The 17,014-nt window shown below is 70.3% G+C and carries 18 protein-coding genes; 7 read left to right on the top strand and 11 right to left on the bottom strand.

Annotated features, from left to right (window positions below; translation table 11 throughout):
• Positions 1-145: 145 nt before the first annotated feature.
• A complete protein-coding gene (locus tag EV186_RS38125) occupies positions 146-1,444 on the bottom strand; it encodes an SWIM zinc finger family protein (RefSeq protein ID WP_243754542.1) in 1,299 nt (432 codons plus the stop codon).
• A gap of 107 nt (positions 1,445-1,551) precedes the next feature.
• Here EV186_RS38125 and EV186_RS38120 point away from each other — a divergent pair, with 107 nt between their 5' ends.
• The gene (locus tag EV186_RS38120) at positions 1,552-1,926 is read left to right on the top strand and encodes an FKBP-type peptidyl-prolyl cis-trans isomerase (protein ID WP_166659531.1); all 375 of its coding nucleotides are present in this window, start codon (positions 1,552-1,554) and stop codon (positions 1,924-1,926) included.
• A gap of 60 nt (positions 1,927-1,986) precedes the next feature.
• On the opposite strand, the gene EV186_RS38115 is transcribed toward EV186_RS38120, so the two are convergent.
• Together EV186_RS38115 and EV186_RS38110 are read right to left on the bottom strand one after the other, a co-directional pair.
• A complete protein-coding gene (locus tag EV186_RS38115) occupies positions 1,987-2,706 on the bottom strand; it encodes an alpha/beta fold hydrolase (protein ID WP_133854424.1) in 720 nt (239 codons plus the stop codon).
• On the bottom strand, positions 2,703-3,437 hold the full coding sequence (locus EV186_RS38110) for a nucleotidyltransferase domain-containing protein (RefSeq protein ID WP_133854423.1): 735 nt from the start codon (positions 3,435-3,437) through the stop codon (positions 2,703-2,705). The genes EV186_RS38115 and EV186_RS38110 overlap by 4 nt, the downstream gene beginning before the upstream one ends.
• Before the next feature lie 14 nt (positions 3,438-3,451).
• Here EV186_RS38110 and EV186_RS38105 point away from each other — a divergent pair, with 14 nt between their 5' ends.
• From EV186_RS38105 to EV186_RS38095, 3 genes are read left to right on the top strand one after another with little or no spacing between them, the layout of a single operon-like run.
• The gene (locus EV186_RS38105) at positions 3,452-4,744 is read left to right on the top strand and encodes a cytochrome P450 (protein ID WP_133854422.1); all 1,293 of its coding nucleotides are present in this window, start codon (positions 3,452-3,454) and stop codon (positions 4,742-4,744) included.
• A gap of 52 nt (positions 4,745-4,796) precedes the next feature.
• On the top strand, positions 4,797-5,873 hold the full coding sequence (locus EV186_RS38100; protein WP_133854421.1) for an HpcH/HpaI aldolase/citrate lyase family protein: 1,077 nt from the start codon (positions 4,797-4,799) through the stop codon (positions 5,871-5,873).
• A complete protein-coding gene (locus EV186_RS38095; protein ID WP_133854420.1) occupies positions 5,866-6,729 on the top strand; it encodes an HpcH/HpaI aldolase/citrate lyase family protein in 864 nt (287 codons plus the stop codon). Before EV186_RS38100 ends, EV186_RS38095 begins: the two co-directional genes overlap by 8 nt.
• Positions 6,730-6,938: 209 nt before the next feature.
• Here EV186_RS38095 and EV186_RS38090 read toward each other — a convergent pair whose 3' ends face one another.
• Positions 6,939-8,318 carry an MFS transporter gene (locus EV186_RS38090; RefSeq protein ID WP_133854434.1) on the bottom strand — a complete coding sequence of 460 codons (1,380 nt, stop codon included), beginning with the start codon at positions 8,316-8,318 and terminating at the stop codon, positions 6,939-6,941.
• A 56-nt stretch (positions 8,319-8,374) separates the two neighbouring features.
• Positions 8,375-9,424 carry a Gfo/Idh/MocA family oxidoreductase gene (locus tag EV186_RS38085; protein WP_133854419.1) on the bottom strand — a complete coding sequence of 350 codons (1,050 nt, stop codon included), beginning with the start codon at positions 9,422-9,424 and terminating at the stop codon, positions 8,375-8,377.
• A gap of 122 nt (positions 9,425-9,546) precedes the next feature.
• On the opposite strand from EV186_RS38085, the gene EV186_RS38080 reads away from it, so the two are divergent.
• Positions 9,547-10,617 carry a serine hydrolase domain-containing protein gene (locus EV186_RS38080; RefSeq protein WP_133854418.1) on the top strand — a complete coding sequence of 357 codons (1,071 nt, stop codon included), beginning with the start codon at positions 9,547-9,549 and terminating at the stop codon, positions 10,615-10,617.
• On the opposite strand, the gene EV186_RS38075 is transcribed toward EV186_RS38080, so the two are convergent.
• From EV186_RS38075 to EV186_RS38065, 3 genes are read right to left on the bottom strand one after another with little or no spacing between them, the layout of a single operon-like run.
• Positions 10,614-10,976 (bottom strand): VOC family protein, encoded by a 363-nt coding sequence (locus tag EV186_RS38075; protein WP_133854417.1) that lies wholly within the window; start codon positions 10,974-10,976, stop codon positions 10,614-10,616. The genes EV186_RS38080 and EV186_RS38075 overlap by 4 nt on opposite strands.
• Before the next feature lie 25 nt (positions 10,977-11,001).
• Entirely contained in the window at positions 11,002-11,724 is a 723-nt protein-coding gene (locus EV186_RS38070) for an SDR family oxidoreductase (RefSeq protein ID WP_133854416.1), read from the bottom strand.
• Positions 11,725-11,739: 15 nt separating this feature from the next.
• Positions 11,740-12,639: an RNA polymerase sigma-70 factor gene (locus tag EV186_RS38065; protein WP_133854415.1), complete on the bottom strand. Its 900-nt coding sequence runs from the start codon at positions 12,637-12,639 to the stop codon at positions 11,740-11,742.
• 97 nt (positions 12,640-12,736) lie between these two features.
• On the opposite strand from EV186_RS38065, the gene EV186_RS38060 reads away from it, so the two are divergent.
• Positions 12,737-13,432: an alpha/beta fold hydrolase gene (locus EV186_RS38060; protein WP_133854414.1), complete on the top strand. Its 696-nt coding sequence runs from the start codon at positions 12,737-12,739 to the stop codon at positions 13,430-13,432.
• 114 nt (positions 13,433-13,546) lie between these two features.
• Here EV186_RS38060 and EV186_RS38055 read toward each other — a convergent pair whose 3' ends face one another.
• Positions 13,547-14,365, bottom strand: a complete 819-nt coding sequence (locus tag EV186_RS38055) for an amidohydrolase family protein (RefSeq protein WP_279538364.1) — start codon at positions 14,363-14,365, stop codon at positions 13,547-13,549.
• A 15-nt stretch (positions 14,366-14,380) separates the two neighbouring features.
• Here EV186_RS38055 and EV186_RS38050 point away from each other — a divergent pair, with 15 nt between their 5' ends.
• Positions 14,381-14,734 carry a MerR family transcriptional regulator gene (locus tag EV186_RS38050; RefSeq protein WP_133854412.1) on the top strand — a complete coding sequence of 118 codons (354 nt, stop codon included), beginning with the start codon at positions 14,381-14,383 and terminating at the stop codon, positions 14,732-14,734.
• A gap of 201 nt (positions 14,735-14,935) precedes the next feature.
• On the opposite strand, the gene EV186_RS38045 is transcribed toward EV186_RS38050, so the two are convergent.
• Entirely contained in the window at positions 14,936-15,616 is a 681-nt protein-coding gene (locus tag EV186_RS38045) for a hypothetical protein (RefSeq protein WP_208116012.1), read from the bottom strand.
• 147 nt (positions 15,617-15,763) lie between these two features.
• Positions 15,764-16,930, bottom strand: coding sequence for a hypothetical protein (locus EV186_RS38040; protein ID WP_208116011.1), 1,167 nt, complete (start codon positions 16,928-16,930; stop codon positions 15,764-15,766).
• Positions 16,931-17,014 lie beyond the last annotated feature (84 nt).

Raw genomic sequence — 17,014 nt, 5'->3', positions numbered from 1 at the left:
TACGATCCAGCCCGGCACGGCGGCGCCCGACACAACACCGAACAGCAAGCCGCAGCCTGACTTTGATCTTGAGGTTGACACAAGGGGTGTCATGGCGCCACCTCCAGCCTGGCGTCGGGGACGGGCATCACGTGTTCCTGGGCCATCAGACCGGTACCGGGCGGTTGCCGTCCCAGCAGGACATGGGGCGCAGGCCTGCGGTCGACCATTCGGCGGACACGGTCACCGGGCGGCCCGCCGACACCGCCAGCAACCGCCACGGTTCGGCCGTTCTGCGCAGCGGCAACGCATCGCCTGCCTCGTCGCGCAGGAGCCAGCTGTCGCTGTCCCCGGCCGCCGGGACCACGTCCCGCAACAGCACCGGCCAGCGCTCCAGCCACGGGTCCACCGCCAACGCGGCCGACCACGACGTCAGCGCGTCGCCCACCGTCTCCCCTGACGGGTGCTTCGCCACCACGGGCTCCCCCTGTTCGATCACCAACGCCCGCAGGCTCAGCGCCCCCGGGTGAAACGCCAACTCGGCCGCCACTTGGGTGCCCGGCACCAGCGACGAATCCAGCGGCCGCCCCGGCGGTGCGAACGACAACACCAGCGCCCGTCGGCCGGTGCCCAGCCCACGCAGCCAGACCCGCCGGCTGGTCAACCGCTCGTTGATGTCGTCGACGGCTCCGGTCACCAGCCACGTGTCAGCGACGCGTTCACCATCGGCGCGGACGCGTTCCTTCTCCACCGTGTACCCCAGCCGCGACCGCACGGTCTCGGCGAGCGGACCGGGTAAGTCCGCCAGTCCGGCGTGCGCGCGGGCCAGCAGGTACAACTGCGCGAACTCGTCGAGCACGCGGTCGGGCCAGTCGGTGGACCGGCCGATCAGCGACGCCGCCCGGCGCAGGCCGGACGCGAGCCCGGGCGCCTGCGCGTCGACCATGCGGGCGGCCACCGTGAACAGCTCCAGGCCACCGTCCCGGTCGAGCCCGGCCAAGCCCCGGGCCAGCTGGTCGGACAACCAGCCGGTCAGCTCGGCCACCCCGGCCGACACCCGCTGCTCGCGCTGGGCCGCGCGGCGCTCGGCCGCGGCCGGGTCCCGGACCTCGGTGCGTTCGGCCTTGTCGGCGCGTTCGATGGACCGCGCCGCGCGCTCCTGCAGCCACGCCTCGACCCAGCCGGGCGCGTCGGCGTCCGGCACGCGGCCGGCGGACCAGCGCAGCAGCAGGCCCAGCGCGTGCTTGCACGGGAACTTCCGCGACGGGCACGTGCACTTGTACGCGGGCCCGGACGGGTCGACCGCGACCTGGTACGGCCGGCTCCCGCTGCCCTGGCAGTAGCCCCACACGGCAGCGTCGGACCCGCCCTCGTCGGTCCAGCGGGCTTCGGCCTGCTTGCGGCCCGCACTCACCGACGCGGCGTCGGGTGCCAGGGCCAGCACCTGATCCGCGGTCCAGCGCACGTCGTTTCCTCTCCATCCGGCGGTGCCCAGAGCATGCCAGCGACCACCGACAAAACCAGGCATGGCACGGTGGCACCCACGAATCACGGCAATCAAGGAGGAGTCGCGTGGCACTGGAGAAGCCGGAAGTCGACCCGATCGAGGGCAATCCCCCGAGCGATCTCGACGTGCAGGACATCACCGTCGGCGACGGCGACGAGGCGACCGCCGGCAAGACCGTCTCGGTGCACTACGTCGGCGTGGCGCACTCGACCGGCGAGGAGTTCGACGCGTCCTGGAACCGCGGCGACGTGCTGCGGTTCCCGCTGGGCGCCGGCCGCGTCATCGCTGGGTGGGACCGCGGCGTGCAGGGGATGAAGGTCGGCGGCCGCCGACGGCTGGTGATCCCGCCGCACCTGGGCTACGGCGCGCGGGGCGCGGGCGGGGCCATCAAGCCGAACGAGACGCTGATCTTCGTGGTGGACCTGGTCAGCGTGGACTGACGACCACAGAAGTGATCGACGGGGAGGCCGCGTGGGCCTCCCCGTCGTCGTTTCCGCCGGTCAGGGCAGCAGCCGCGCCACGGCGGCCGGGTCCTCGACGTGGGCGTTGTGCCCGAGCCCGGGCAGGATCACGTGCTGCGCCTGCAGTTCGGCCAGGTGCGCCTCCGGGCACATCGGGTCGTGTTCACCTGCGGCCAGCACGACGTCGGCCCGCGCGGCGGCGAGCAGGCCCGGCAGATCCGGCGCGCCGACGCCGAACGCCGCCTGGTCCACGGCCGGCCGCCAGCCGTCGTCTTCCTTGCGCACCAACGAATCGGCGAACTCGGGCGACGAGAGCCCGGCCACCCGCAACGCCCGCGCCACGGCCTCGTCCCGGCCGGCGAAGGTGCGCGCGGGCCGCGCCGCCAGCTCCGCCGCCTTCGCCAATTCCTCCGCCGACCAGCGCACCTTGATGCCGAGGCCGATCGCCGACGTGACGGGCACGCCGAACCACCCGGTGGCCATGGTCAACGCCAGCACGCCGCCGAGCGAATGCCCCAGCACCACGACCGGCTGGTCGCCGACCTCATCAGCGAGTTCGGCGGCGACCGCGGCCGCCATCGCGCCGAAGGAGTAGCGCCGCAACGGATCCGAGCCGCCGTGGCCCGGCAGGTCGGGCGCGAGCCAGCGACCCGGCCAGTGCTCGGCGACGCCGTGCCACACGTCGGCGCTCGCACCGAGGCCATGCAGCAGGACGAGGAGCGGGCCGTCGCTGCCGCCGCCGATCACGCGCAAACTCATGCACCGATCCTGCCATTGCCGAACAACTGCTCCGCCGCGGTGATCGCGTCCGGCGGCATCGCGGCGATGATGTCGTCGATGCCGCGCAGGCCCGCGCGTTCGAGCAGGCGTTTCTCGTTGGTCACCCACTCCCCGCGCTCGGCGAGGATCGCGTGCGCCGTCTGCATCGCCGCGGTGGCCAGGGTGCCCGCGAGTTCGGCGACCCGGCCGGCGTAGTTGTTCTTGGCGTAGGCCATGGTCAGGGCCGCGCGTTCCCGCCAGAACCGGGGCGCGGTCGCGCGCAACGGCTCCGGGTAGTCCGGTTTCGGCAGGTCGCCACGCAGGACCACGTTGACCGCGAGTTCGGCGACCACCAGGTAGCTCGGGATGCCGGCGAGGTGGAACAGCAGCGGCTCCCAGTGGAACCGGCCCGCGCGGGCCTCGGCGAGTTCGTGCTCGACCACGTCGAGGTCGCGGTAGTGCACGTCGACGCGCCGGCCCTCGATCGTGAGCCACGCGCCGCCGTTGAACACGCCGCCGCCCCAGCCGCCGATCGCCGAGACCTCCCCCGGCCAGCCGAGTTCCCGCAGGTCAGCAGGGTCGAAGCTGTCTCGGTAGTACACGGCGAGGTCCCAGTCGCTGTCCGGTCCGTGGGTGCCTTGCGCGCGTGAGCCGCCGAGGGTGACGGCGCGAACGCACGGCAATCCGGCCAGCCGGTCGGCCACAAGGGCGAGGAATTCGTCGTCAGTCACGCTAGAAACGACACATGGACCTGGCCGAGCTCGTCAATCCGGATACCTACGTGCGGGGCGTGCCGCACGAGTTGCTGGCGCGGCTGCGTGCGGAACACCCCGTCGTGTGGGTGGACGAGCCCGCGATCGACGGCTGGCCCGCGGGCCCCGGGTTCTGGGCGGTCCTGCGGCACGCCGACGTGCGGCACGTGCTGCGCTCGCCCGCCACGTTCTCCTCGAGCCTCGGCGCCACGCAGATCCGCGACCCCTCGACGCCGGAGGCGCTGCGGTACGTGCGCCGGATGATGCTGAACATGGACCCGCCCGAGCACTCACGCCTGCGCGGACTGTTGACCAGGGCGTTCACCCCGCGGGCGATCGCGCGGCTGCAGGAACGGATCACCGGGTGGGCGCGGGAGCTGGTGGCACGCATCGATGGTCCTTGCGACTTCGCGCAGGTCGCGGCCGACCTGCCGTTGCTGACCCTCGCCGAGGTGTTCGGCGTGCCGGCGCCGGACCGGTGGCTGATGTTCGACTGGAGCAACCGCGTGATCGGCTACCAGGACCCGGAGTACGCGGTCAGCGCGCGCACCGACGCCGGGTCGTCCACGGAGCTGGCGCGCGCGGCGCTGGCCGTGCGACCGAAGCCCGACGCACACGGGCGGATGCCGGATCCCCGTACCAGGGAAGGGATGCCGGACCTCTACGCGTACGCCCACGCCCTCGGCGAGTTCAAGCGCCGAGAGCCGGGCGACGACGTGATGTCGAACCTGATGACCTATGTGGACGATGAGGGCGGGCGGGTCAGCCTCGCGGAGTTCGAGAACCTGTTCTGGCTGTTCTCGGTGGCGGGCAACGAGACCCTGCGCAACGGGCTGCCCGGCGGCCTGATCGCTCTGCTGTCCGATGTGGACGTTTATCGCGCGGTGCGGGCCGACCGGTCGTTGTTGCCCGGTGCCGTGGAAGAGATGTTGCGGTGGTGGACACCGGTGATGAACTTCCGGCGCACCGCCACCGAGGACACAACGCTTGCGGGGACCCGGATCAAGGCCGGTGACAAGGTCGTCGTGTGGTTCTCCTCGGCCAACCGCGACGAGGACGTCTTCCCCGATCCCGATCGTTTCGATCCTGGCCGCCGGGGCGAGCACCTGACGTTCGGCCATGGCCCGCACTTCTGCCTGGGCGCCCACTTGGCCCGCGTGCAGATGCGCGCCATGTTCGACGCGGTCCTGGATTTGCCTGGTGAGCTGCGGATCGACGGCGAGGTCCAGCGCCTGCGGTCCAACTTCCAGAACGGCGTCAAGCACCTGCCGGTGCGCTGGAGTTAACCGTGACTAACGCCACCGCGCGGGTTACCGGCAAGTAGGGCAACATCTACACATGCGCTCTCCGAAGGACTTCTTCAAGCCGCTGGCCATCGGCGCGCCGCAGCCGGTGCGGGAGATCCCGTTCCGGCCGTCCCGGATGATCCACTTCTTCGACCCCAGCAACCCCAAGATGGCCGCCAAGGTGCCGGACATCGCCAAGGGCGTCGACATCATCCTCGGCAACCTCGAAGACGCGATCCAGGCCGACCGGAAGGTCGCCGCACGCCAGGGCCTCGTCGACATCGCCAAGGCTACCGACTTCGGCGCCACGCAGCTCTGGACGCGGATCAACAGCCTCGACTCGCCGTGGGTGCTCGACGACCTCACCACGCTGGTCACCGAGATCGGCGACAAGCTCGACGTGATCATGGTCCCGAAGGTCGAAGGCCCCGAGGACATCCACTACGTCGACCGCCTGATCGCCCAGCTCGAAGCACGCGCCAAGCTGGAGCGCCCGATCCTGGTGCACGCGTTGCTGGAGACGGCGAGCGGCGTGCGGCGGGTCGAGGAGATCGCCGCCGCGAGCCCGCGCATGCAAGGCATCTCGCTCGGTCCGGCCGACCTCGCCGCGAGCCGCCGGATGAAGACCACGCGGGTCGGCGGCGGGCACCCCGGCTACCTCGTGCGCACCGACCCGGTCGGCGACGACCTCAGTGAGGGTCGCCAGACCTACCAACAGGACCTGTGGCACTACACCGTGTCCCGCATGGTCGACGCCTGCGTGAGCAACGGGATCCTGCCGTTCTACGGGCCGTTCGGCGACATCCGCGACACGGTCGCGTGCGAGGACCAGTTCCGCAACGCCTACCTGCTCGGCTGCGTCGGCGCGTGGAGCCTGCACCCGGTGCAGATCGCGATCGCCAAGAAGGTCTTCTCCCCCGAGCCCAGCGAGGTCGCGTGGGCCCGCCGGGTGATCAAGGCGATGGGCGACGGCACCGGCGCGGTCATGATCGACGGCAAGATGCAGGACGACGCCACGTACAAGCAGTGCCTGGTCGTCGCCGAGCTCGCCGACGCGCTGGCCGACCGCGACCCGGAACTCGCTTCGGCTTATGACAAGGCGACCGAGGAGGCCTTGGCGAATGACTGACCTGCGGCCGCGACGCTCCGTGCTCTACATGCCGGGCGCCAACGAGCGCGCGCTGGAGAAGGCGAAAACCCTGCCCGCCGACGCGTTGATCCTCGACCTGGAGGACGCGGTGGCGCCGGACGCCAAGGCCGAGGCACGCAAGCGGGTGTGCGCGGCCGTGGCGTCGGGCGAGTACGGCGAGCGCGAGCTGGTCATCCGGACCAACGGCCTGGACACGTCGTGGCACGAGGATGATCTGCGCGCCGCCGCCGAGGCCGGCCCGGACGCGATCCTGATCCCCAAGGTCAACAGTGCGGCGGAGGTCCACCAGGTCGAACGTGCGCTGGAGGCAGCGCCCGATCACACGGCGATCTGGGCGATGGTCGAGACGCCGATCGCCATGCTGCACGCGCACGAGATCGCGTCCGCCTCGCCGCGGTTGACCGTGCTGGTCATGGGCACGAACGACCTGGCCAAGGAGCTGCAGGCCGAGCACGTGCCCGGCCGCGCGCCGCTGCTCGCCGGGCTGTCGCTGGCGCTGCTCGGCGCGCGGGCGGCCGGCAAGGTGATCCTCGACGGCGTCTACAACGACGTGCAGGACCTTGCGGGTTTTGAAGCGGAATGCTTGCAGGGCAGGCAGTTCGGCTTCGACGGCAAGACGTTGATCCACCCGAAGCAGCTCGAGCCGTGCAACCGGGTGTTCGCGCCGTCCGAGGAGGAGGTCGAGCGCTCGCGGCGGATCATCGACGCCTTCGAGGAGGCCTCGCGCGAGGGTCGCGGCGTGGTGACGGTCGACGGCCGGATGATCGAGAACCTGCACGTGGAGAACGCGCGCCGAGTCCTCACCCTGGCCGAAGCGGTCGCCGCCCGCGGCTGACCACCGCGCGTGTCCCACACTCACGCCCGGCGTGTCCCCTCTTCCGACCCCGCGTGTCCCCTCTTCCAACCCCGCGTGTCCTCTGTTCCGGCCCCGCGAGTTCCCTTCCGATCGCCGGAGCGAGGGACACACCCGACGGGAACAGGGGACACACCCGGCCGGAGCAGGGGACACACCCTGCGCGAACGTGGGACACGCCCTGTTGCTGGTCAGTTCTGGTGGGCGTCCGCGGGAACGGCGTCCGGGGCTTCCTGGTGCGGCTGAGGTCGGTCGGCGACCAACTCCTTGATGCCGAGACCCAGCGCGATCACCACCAACGCCGCCGCCGTCGCGATCGCCCAGCCGACGCCGGTCGCGTAGCTCCTGGTCGCGGTGAGCACCGCGTGGAACACCGCCGACAGCACGGCCGTACCGATCGCCGTGCCGATCCGCTGGCCGGTCTGCAGCGCGCCGCCGGCCGCGCCCGACATCCTGGTCGGCACGCAACGCAGGGTCAGCGTCGTGTTCGGCGAGATCACCATGCCGCCGCCGAGCCCGGCGACCGCCATCGGCGCGATGATCGCGAGACCCGGGTGGGCAGGCTGCACGAAGCCCAGGATCACCGCCACGACACCGAGCCCGACGATCACCAGCGACAGGCCCAGGACCGTCAGCCACCGCCCGCGTTTCTCCACCAGCCGCCCGGCCAGCGCGGCGGCGACCGCCGAGGCCAGCGCGAACGGCGTGACCGCGAGCCCCGACTGCAACGGGGTGAGCCCGGCGCCCTGCTGGAAGTACATGGCAAAGACAAGCCAGATCCCGCTGAACCCGCAGAAGTACACGGCGCCGAGCAGCGCGCCCGAGGCGTACCCGGGCGTCCCGGTGAACAGGCGCAGGTCGAGCACCGGCGCCCGTCCGTGCCTGGTCAGCCGCGCCTCCCACCGCACGAAGGCGAACCCGAGCACGGCCGCGACCGCCATGAGCCACCAGGCGCCTTCGTGCACCATCGGGAACAGCACGGCGACCACCGCGGCGCCGAGCAGCAGCGCGCCGACCGTGTCGATCTCGTCGCGCAAGCGGCCTTCCTTGCGCCGCCCGGACGGCAGCAACCGCGCCGCGAGCACGAGCGCGACGAGCCCGATCGGCAGGTTCACGAAGAAGACCCAGCGCCAGCCGTCGTGCGCACCGGTCACGGCGAGGATCAGCCCACCGGCCAGCGGACCGACGGCGGTCGACAGCCCGACGGTGGCGCCGAACAGGCCGAACGCCTTGCCCCGCTCCGCGCCGGTGAACAGGTCCTGGATGAGGCCGGTGTTCTGCGGGGTCAGCAGGCCCGCGGTGAGCCCTTGGGCCAGCCGCGCGACGATCAGCAGCTCGATGGTCGGGGCCAGGCCGGCCAGCCCGCTCGTCACGACGAACCCGGTCAACGCCAACAGGAACATCCGTCTGCGGCCGAGCACGTCGCCGAGGCGGCCGCCGGCCACCAGGGTCAGGCCGAACGCCAGCGCGTACCCGGACACGACCCATTGCACGGCGCCGGGCGTGGTGGTCAGGCCGCGCTGGATCGATGGCAAGGCGACGTTGACGATGCTGACGTCCAGCAGGCTCATGAAGCCCGCGACCAGGGTGACCGCGAGCGCCCGCCACCGCTTCGGATCCGGTTCCGTCACAGCACCACCGGCCTGCCGTCGCGCACCGCGCGCATCGCGGCCGCGACGGTGGTGACCAGCCGGATCGACTCCTCCGGCAGCACGGGCGGCGGCCCGTCGCCCCGCAGGCACGCTTCCACCATCGACCAATACCCCAGGTAGTCGCCGTTCAGGGTGGGCACGACGGCCCGGCCCTCGTCCGTGATCAGGCTGCCCCACTGGGCCTCGTCGTACACGCCGAACCCTGGGTCGGTCGGCCGGGCGCCGGACCGCGCTGCCCGTTCTTGCGGGTCGAGACCCCAGCAGCGGTAGCCGGCGGTCGCGCCGGTCACGGTGAACCGGGGCCCGGCGGGCTGGACCGCGTTGCTCATCCGCAGCAGGGTCGAGACCCCGCTGACGTGCCGCACCGCGAGCGTGACGTCCTCCTCGACCGGCACGTCCGGGCGTGGGCTCGACGCCCGGCCGAACACCGACTCGACCGGTCCGAACAGCACGATCGCCTGGTCGAGGAGGTGGCTGCCGAGGTCGTAGACGATGTGGGCCAGGTCGAGCGGGTCGGTGCTCGTCTTCCACGCCGAGCGCGCGCCCGGGCGGCCCACGCGCTCGAACCGCGACTCGAAAGCCGACACGTCGGGCAGCCGGGCCGTGTCGACGAGGTCGCGGACGGTGCGGAAGTCGCCATCCCAACGGCGGTTCTGGAAGACCGTGAACATGACGCCCTGGTCCTCGGCCAGTTCGCCGAGCGTCGCCACCTCGTCCGGCGTGCCCGCCACCGGTTTGTCCACCACGACCGAAATGCCGCGCCGCAACGCTTCCGTCGCGTTCGCCACGTGGTGACGGTTGGGTGTGGCGACCACCACCAGGTCCGGCCCGGCGGCCAGCATATCCTCCATTGTGGACACGACAGCGGCGTCCGGGTAACGCTCCCTGGCCGCCGCCTGGCGTTCCGGGTTGCCGGTGACCACGGTGGCGACCCGAAGACCCGGCGTGGCTTCGATGTACGGCGCGTGGAAGGCGCTGCCCGCGAGGCCGTAGCCGAGCACGGCCACCCGCTTGTCGTCCGTCATGTCCTCCAGCCTGCCATGCGGGGGTGGAGCCAGCCCCACCTCGAACAAGGGGGTCAGCGTGATCGACCGGCACCGCTCGCGCCACCAAGGTGGGTGCAGATGAAAGCGACCAAGGGGGTCCGATGCAGTACCGCTCGATCGTCGCGCTGGCCGCGACGTTGTCCCTGCTGCCGGTGAGCGCGCAGGCGGCTCCGCGCCCCGCGCTGGCCGCGGCCGTGCACCAGATGGTGGCCGACGGGTTCACCGCCACGGTGGTGCGTGTGCGTGACGACGACCGAGTGGTCAGCCTTGCCGCGGGGGTGGCCGACGTGCGCACCGGCGCGCCCGCGCGGACCGGCGACCGTTTCCGGATCGCCAGCAACACGAAGTCGTTCGTGGCCGTCGTCGTGCTGCAACTGGAAGCGGCCGGATTGTTGTCTATTGAGGACAGTGCGGCGCGCTGGGTGCCCGGCTTGGACCCGCGGATCACCCTTCGGCAGTTGCTGAACCACACCAGCGGCCTCTACGACCCGACCGAGGAGCGGTCGTTCTGGAAGCCCTACCTGGACGACGACCACCGCGGGTACGTGTACACGCCGGACCGGGTGATCAGGATGGCGCTCGCGCACGGGCCGACCGGCGAGCCCGGCGCCGCGTACAAGTACTCCAACACCGGCTATCTGGTGCTCGGCAAGGTCATCGAGCGGGTGACCAGGCACAGCCCGGTCACCGAGATCCAGCGCCGGCTGCTGGACCCGCTCGGCTTGCACGACACGTACTTCCCCGTGCTGGACCCGGTGCTGCACGGCCCGCACCTGCACGGCTACGACATGAGCACGCCGATGCGGGACATGACGACGTTCAGCCCGTCCTACGACTGGACAGCCGGTGCCATGGTGTCCACTGTGGAGGATCTGGCCCGGTTCCACGAGGCGTTGTTCGCCGGACGACTCTTGCCTGCGGCGCAACAGGAAGAGCTGCTGACCGGGAACCTCGGCATCGAGCGGATGCCGTCGCCGTGCGGTGGGGTGCTGGTCGGCCAGACCGGCGCCGGGCCCGGGTACACCAGCATGTCGCTGTCCACCGAGGACGGCAAGCGGCAGCTCGTGCTGGTGGGCACCCGGTTCGACGTGGCGAAGGAGATCGCCGACGAGCCCCCGCTGCCGACCGGTGACGGGTCACGGCAGGTGCTGTCGGCGGCCTTCTGCCCCTAGGACGGCAGGCAGATGCAGAACGGCTGGCCGTCGGGGTCCAGGAGCACACGCCACCGCTCCCCCGGCTGGAAGTCCGGCTTGGTCGCGCCGAGCTCCAGGCACTGCTGCTCGGCCTTGTCCAGGTCGGCGACGTGCAGGTCGAGGTGGAAGCGCTTGCCGTTCTCCGGGTCGGGCCACTTCGGCGGCTGGTAGCCGTCCATGCGACCGAACCCGATCGGCGCGCCCGGGCCGCTGATCATGGCGTACTCGTCCTGGGCGTGCGTGACCTCCCAGCCGAGCACCTGGGCGTAGAACTCGGCTTCGCGGGCCGGGTTCGCGCAGTCGAGGTTGAGCATGGCGAGCTTGGCGATCTCTGTCATGCGTCCAGCCTCGCAGACATACCTGTCAGGCAGTGTCAGGATTGCGCAGGTATTCCTCGAACGTGATCGAGCCGCGGCTCGGTCCCACGTGTTCGCCCCGGCGGAAGGCGGCGAACGTCCGGCCCGGCACCCGCACCGGCAGGATCGGCCGCCGCTTGCCCCGTGCAGCGAGGAAAGCCTTGGCGAACTCGGGCAGCGGCCGGGTCTCCGGTCCGCCCAGGTCAGGCACTCGTCCGGCTGGTTCACCACCAGCCAGCTTGGCCAGTTCCACGGCGACCTCGCTGACCGCGATCGGCTGGTCGGGGATGGCGGGCACCGGCATCACCGGCAGCTTCGCCGCGGCCGTGAAGATCCGCACCAGCAGCGTGTGGAACTGGGTGGCGCGCAAGATCGTGTGAGGGACACCGGAGGACTCGATCACCTTCTCGGCCGCCAGCTTGGCCTTGTAGTAGGGCAACGGGACCTCGTCGATGCCCACGATCGAGATGTAGATCAGGTGCCGCACGTCGGGCGCGGCCTCGATCAGGTTCCGCACGGCTTCGGCGTCGTCGCTGGGGCTGCTCGCGCAGTGCACGATCGTGTCCACCCCGTCTACCGCCGCGGCGAGCCCGGCACCCGTCTTGAGGTCGGCGACCACCCACCCGTCGCCGTCGCGGGCCGTCCTGCTCATCTTGCGCACGGCGGGACCGAGCTGCCCGACCAGCACCCGGCCCAGTTCTCCGCTCGCGCCTGTGACCAGCGTTGTCACCGATGGCTCCCTTCGTCACCCCTCTTGACCGGGAAGCGCGGCGGAACGTGACAGCTGGCGGGCGAGGAAGGCGAGTTTGTCCGGGTTGGCGACGATGTGGAACGCGGCCAGGCGGCCGTCGGACTCGGTGGCGAGCAGCAGGCCGAGGACCGTGTCGCCGGACCGTCCGATGATCGCGGGCTGGCCGTTGACCTCGAGGTGCTCGTAGCGCAGGTCGGGGAACCGGTCCCACGCGGTGCCGGTGAGGTAGCGCGCGACCTTGGCGCGGCCGAGGATCGGACGGCGGGCCGCGGTCGCCTTGCCACCACCGTCCGCTGTGGACACGACGTCCTGGGCGAGCAGCGACTCCAGTTCCGCCATCGCACCTTTGGCGGCCGCGTCGAGGAACCGGTCGAGCAGGTCCCTGGCGAGCTTCGGGTCGGCGCTGAACCGGGGCCGGTCCCGCATCCGCTGCCGCGCGCGCCGATGCAACTGGCGGCAGTTCGCCTCCGTGAGCCCGGTCAACGCGGCGATCTCGCGGTGCGGGTAGCCGAACGCCTCCTTGAGCACGAAGACGGCGCGCTCCGCGGGCGTGAGCCGTTCCATGGTCGCGAGCAGCGCGAACGAGACCGACTCACGCTGCTCGGTGGTGTCGAGCGGACCGAGCGCGCCGCCGGCGGTGAGCACCGGCTCGGGCAGCCAGGGGCCGACGTAGGTCTCCCTTTTGGTCCTGGCTGCCGTCAACCGGGTCAGGCAGAGGTTGGTGACGACCCTGGTCAGCCAGCCTTCGGGGTTGGTGATGACCGCTTGGTCGGCTTCGTGCCAGCGCAGATAGGCGTCCTGGACGACGTCCTCGGCATCGGCGGCCGACCCCAGCATCCGGTAGGCGATGCCGAAGAGCCGGTCGCGCTGCCGCTGGAAGACGTCGGCCACCACGCGACCAGCTTGCCACGCCCCATAGTGGATCAAGTGATTTGCTGGCGTTCGGCCCCACGGTATTCCTTGAACCGATGGCGGCCTGCGGAGGACGCGGATGACCACCTACATCCTGTTTCACGCACGGTGGCTCGGCCCGTGGTGCTGGCTTCGGGTCGCGAGTCGACTGCGGGACCTCGGCCACACGGTGCACACCCCGGAACGGCCCGACTTCCAGGCTGCGGTGGACCTGGTGCGCGCCCAGCCGACCCCGCCCGTCCTGGTTGGCCACAGCTCCGCGGGCATGACGATCTCCGCGATCGCCGAGCTGCTCCCCGACCAGGTGGGCGTGCTCGTGTATGCGTCGGCGTTCCTGATGCCGACCGGCATGAGCACCGGTGAGTTCACCAAGCCGGAGAGCGGGTCCATCCTGCGGCCGAACCTGGTCGTCGACGAGAAGAACGCGACGATGAGCGTCGGCCACGCAGAGGACGTGTTCTTCAACGACTGCACGCCAGAGGACGTCGCGTGGGCGGTGAGCATGCTGCGCGCGGAGCCGCTCGAACTGCCGAAACCGCCGGACGTGCGGCTCACCGACGCCAACTTCGGCCGGGTGCCACGGGTGTACGTGGAATGCACCCAGGACAACGCGATGCACGTCAGCCAGCAGCGGCGGATGCAGGATCTGTTGCCGTGCAAGAAGGTTTACCGCTTGCCGGCAGGCCACACACCGTTCCTGTCGATGCCCGACGAACTGGTGGACTGCCTGTTGGACGCCGCCAAGTACACATCCCACACGACGCAGTCCACCTGACGGCAGGCTGCAGCCTTCGCAGACGTAGCAAGACCCGGGCGCATCTCGGCCGCCTCGACCGACTTCTGCTCGAAAGGCTTGGCCTCGACCGAGGTCAGGCACGTCTCCAGCGTGTCAAAGGCCGAGCAGCTCCGCGAGCGTGTCGCCGAGCACCCGGTCGCGCACGGCTCCGGGCCGCGTCACGCGCTCGACGGTGATCCGGGCGAGAACCGGGTCGCCGTAGGGGGCATCCGATCCGAACAGCGTGCGGTCCGGCACCTCGGCGATCGCGAGCCGGACGGCGAAGATGACGTTCGCGGTCGACAAGTCCAGGTACAGGTTCGGGGTCTGCGCTGCCAGCTCGATCGCCGTCATCCAGTTGAGCCCACCGAGCTGGCTGATGACGAGCGGGACGGTCGGGTAACGGGGCGCGAGCCCCGCCAGCGTCGCCAGATCCTCGGCCGTGGTCGGCGCGAACCCGTGCACCACGACGGGCAGCCCACCGTGATCCGCCGCGGCCTGCAGGACCGGCTCGATCTGGTGTGCTTGGCCGGGTGGCGGCGTCAGCTCGCCGATCCCCTGGAACCCGCGGCCGATGACCTCACGTTCGACGTCCTCGGCAGCTCGGTCGAGACGAACCTTGCCGAACCCGATGAACCGCTTGTCGGCACAGGCATTGTGAAGCTCTCGCCACGCTTCTTCGTAGCCGTCGGTTTGACCGCTGACGGTCTCGTGCAGCACCGTCAGCTCGTCCTTCAGCGAGGCCAGATCGGTGGCACGCTCAGGATGCGGCCGAGTGCCGAAGAGCACCGAGCGGTCGATCCCAGCCTCGTCCAAGAGGGCAATGTGGTCGTGCACGGGGTCGTGGACATGGCTGTGCGCGTCAATGATCACTGGTTCTCCGTGGGTTCGCGGAATGCGGTTGGCGGAACCAGTGTTGGACCTTGACACCATGGCAAGGTCAAGAAGATGTTGATCGGGCAGTTGGCTTCGCGCACCGGGACAAACGAACGCCTGCTCCGGTACTACGAGCGCGTCGGCCTGCTCGACTCGCGCCGCCAACCCAACGGCTACCGCGACTACGACGAGGACGCGGAGCAGACGGTGCGGCAGATCAGGGCGCTGCTCGCGGCCGGGTTGCCAACGCGGTTGATCAAGCAGGTGCTGCCCTGTGCGCTGGCGGATGGTTCGGTGCGCGCCTGCCCTGGGGTGTTGGAGCGGCTGCGGGGTCAGCTGTCGCGCTTGGACCAGCGCGCCACGGAACTGGCGGAGGCTCGCCATACCTTGCGCCAGGTGATCACCGCTGCCGAACGCGCCGAATAGCGGCGAACGGGGTGCCGACCCGCGCTCCGTCTATGCGGCCGGGCTCCGGTCAGCTGCAGCCGGACGTGGAGCCGCAGCCTTCACACACGTGGCAAGGCCCAGCCGGGCGCATCTTCGTGCCCGCAGGTCATTCACGCGGGCGCATCCGCTGCCCACACTCCAGGACAAGGCTCTCAACGCGGTTGATCAAGCAGGTTTGAGTCATCCGCGCTTCGGCCGAGAGCGCTGCGCCCGCCAGATCGCGTGGTCCACCTCCCATGGAGTCCTGTCGTTGGCTGCCGCCAACTTGGTGACCAACTCGACAGCCTCGCCGACGCCGACCTCGCGACCGAGGTGGCGACCGAGCCATCGCCGAACCATGCGGTCCGGTTTGATCCGGTCATCGGAACCGACGAGCATCCAGAGGTAGTTCATCCTGATGCCTGACCAGCCATGGCCGGGCACCGTGGCGAGATCCGCTTCGACGCGCGCCAGGCGTTCGGCATCGCCCAGCAGGTCAGCCGCATCGCCGAGCAGGTTGATGCCGTGCCGCACCAGGATCTGCGCGTACTCGATGTCAGCCCGCGTCTTGAGGGGCGCGCCCCTGCGGGTCGAGGTCCGGTGGTGGTTGCCCAACGCATCGGCGAGCTCGGCTTCGCCGAGTTCGACGGCCCATTCCGCGAACTCGCGCAGTGGTTGCTCAACGTAGGTACCGACCTTGGCCGGGGCCACCAGAACGGTTCCCAGAAGCGGTTCGCCGTACTTCCAGCACAGGGCTTTCACGGTCTCGTAGCGCACGCCGATGGAATGAACGGCGTCGAGCACGCACAGCGAGAGGTGTGCCCACCGGCATTCGCGCGGCTGGATGTCGAGCTCCGCCATCGCCGGTTCGAAAACGGCCAAGCTCGCAGGCAAGGTTGCTGTCACCGCACGGAATTCGCGGCAACCGTGGTTGGCGTTACGGCAGCCCTGACCGCACAAGCACGTCCCCACTCTGTCACGGCCGAGTACCTCCGCGACCGTCTCGCCGAGCAGCCGATCGCGCAGCCGTCACGAAGACCGTGTCTCATCGGTCCGCCGGCTGGCGGTGAACGCCCGAAGCCCGAGCCTCGACCCCACCTTCGCGAGCCACTGCAGGTAGTCCGGGTGAAGGTATTCATCCCCGTCCCGGACAGCGCGACGCGCGACCGCGCACCAGTCGTCCCGGTCGAGCACTGCCATGTAGGCGTCGCGGAGGCCGTGCAGTTGCCTTGGCACTGCCTGGCCACTCAAGTAGGCGGCCAGCATCGCGGCGGTGGCAAACCGTCCGGCCGTCGGCTCCTGCCTACCAAGGTGCCGGACGTGGGCGCCCAGGACACCGGCCGCATGCGGATAGTCCTCGACCGATTTGTCAAGCATGCCTTGACCGTCGGCCAGCACGCAAAGAAGACGACCAGCGTGGTCGACGAGGTCGTCGTCCACCGACGGGTCCACAATGGCCTCATGGACGCCTGAGACCTCCGCGACCGCGCTTGCGAAGTAGCCGTTCAAGAAGTCGCCGTCCACCGGGCGTCGGAGCAGCCAATCTCGAGCAGCCGGGTCGGCCAGCCGGCACAGTGCCTCGACCACGTATACCCGGCCCCATCCAGCGACGCGATCAGCCAGCCAGAGCAAGGCCATCGACCCGTTGTCCTGGCGCTCCAATGCCCATGCGGCCAGGGGAGCGAACTGGTCAGATAGGAGCCCAATGGTCTGGATCAACGGTATGTCCTCGACCGTTCCGGCAACCCCGACCAAGGCCAGTCCGATGATCGCCGAACACCGATCGGGGCTGCGCCGGACGAGCCATCGGCCCGTGCGCCGGACGCGGATCGGGTCTGTTGCTCGCGCGGCCGCGATGATGTGTTCGTTGCGGTGAATCGGCACGTCGATGTCATGAAACGCATCGACGAGATCATCTGGCGAGGCCACAGGATTCGCGAAGTGTTCGCGGAGGACCTGGGCCGCATCGGCGCCGACCAGCGCGTAATCACGAGGCCTCTTGGGGGCTCGTCGACGGTGGCGCTCTTCGTCGGGATAGGGAGCGCCATAGCCTGGCAACGGCGAATCGGGCGCCTTGATGTGCAGGCTGACCGCGTGGTCGAAGAGGGTCTGGCGGGATCCGAGCGATGGCTCGGGCGCAGGGCTCACCGGTGTGCGGAGGTCTCGATTCTGTCGCTCATGGTTCGAGAATGCCATCGGCGCGCCATCGACGGCAACGCCCGCCGAACTCTTTACCGAGCCGGGCAGACGACTGGGCCCGGCGGTGCGGGTGCACCACCG

Source organism: Labedaea rhizosphaerae, from assembly GCF_004362825.1.
Lineage (GTDB): Bacteria > Actinomycetota > Actinomycetes > Mycobacteriales > Pseudonocardiaceae > Labedaea > Labedaea rhizosphaerae.
The sequence above is the reverse complement of the archived record's forward strand: the minus strand, read 5'-3'. Positions and strand labels throughout refer to the sequence as shown.

Excerpts from the sequence above, each read along its gene's own strand:
- EV186_RS38080 (WP_133854418.1), top strand. The coding sequence starts at position 9,547 with ATGCAGTACCGCTCGATCGTCGCGCTGGCCGCGACGTTGTCCCTGCTG.
- EV186_RS38105 (WP_133854422.1), top strand. The coding sequence starts at position 3,452 with ATGGACCTGGCCGAGCTCGTCAATCCGGATACCTACGTGCGGGGCGTG.
- EV186_RS38055 (WP_279538364.1), bottom strand. The coding sequence starts at position 14,365 with ATGGTGTCAAGGTCCAACACTGGTTCCGCCAACCGCATTCCGCGAACC.
- EV186_RS38050 (WP_133854412.1), top strand. The coding sequence starts at position 14,381 with ATGTTGATCGGGCAGTTGGCTTCGCGCACCGGGACAAACGAACGCCTG.
- EV186_RS38115 (WP_133854424.1), bottom strand. The coding sequence starts at position 2,706 with ATGAGTTTGCGCGTGATCGGCGGCGGCAGCGACGGCCCGCTCCTCGTC.
- EV186_RS38075 (WP_133854417.1), bottom strand. The coding sequence starts at position 10,976 with ATGACAGAGATCGCCAAGCTCGCCATGCTCAACCTCGACTGCGCGAAC.
- EV186_RS38085 (WP_133854419.1), bottom strand. The coding sequence starts at position 9,424 with ATGACGGACGACAAGCGGGTGGCCGTGCTCGGCTACGGCCTCGCGGGC.
- EV186_RS38060 (WP_133854414.1), top strand. The coding sequence starts at position 12,737 with ATGACCACCTACATCCTGTTTCACGCACGGTGGCTCGGCCCGTGGTGC.
- EV186_RS38100 (WP_133854421.1), top strand. The coding sequence starts at position 4,797 with ATGCGCTCTCCGAAGGACTTCTTCAAGCCGCTGGCCATCGGCGCGCCG.
- EV186_RS38090 (WP_133854434.1), bottom strand. The coding sequence starts at position 8,318 with ATGAGCCTGCTGGACGTCAGCATCGTCAACGTCGCCTTGCCATCGATC.
- EV186_RS38095 (WP_133854420.1), top strand. The coding sequence starts at position 5,866 with ATGACTGACCTGCGGCCGCGACGCTCCGTGCTCTACATGCCGGGCGCC.
- EV186_RS38040 (WP_208116011.1), bottom strand. The coding sequence starts at position 16,930 with ATGGCATTCTCGAACCATGAGCGACAGAATCGAGACCTCCGCACACCG.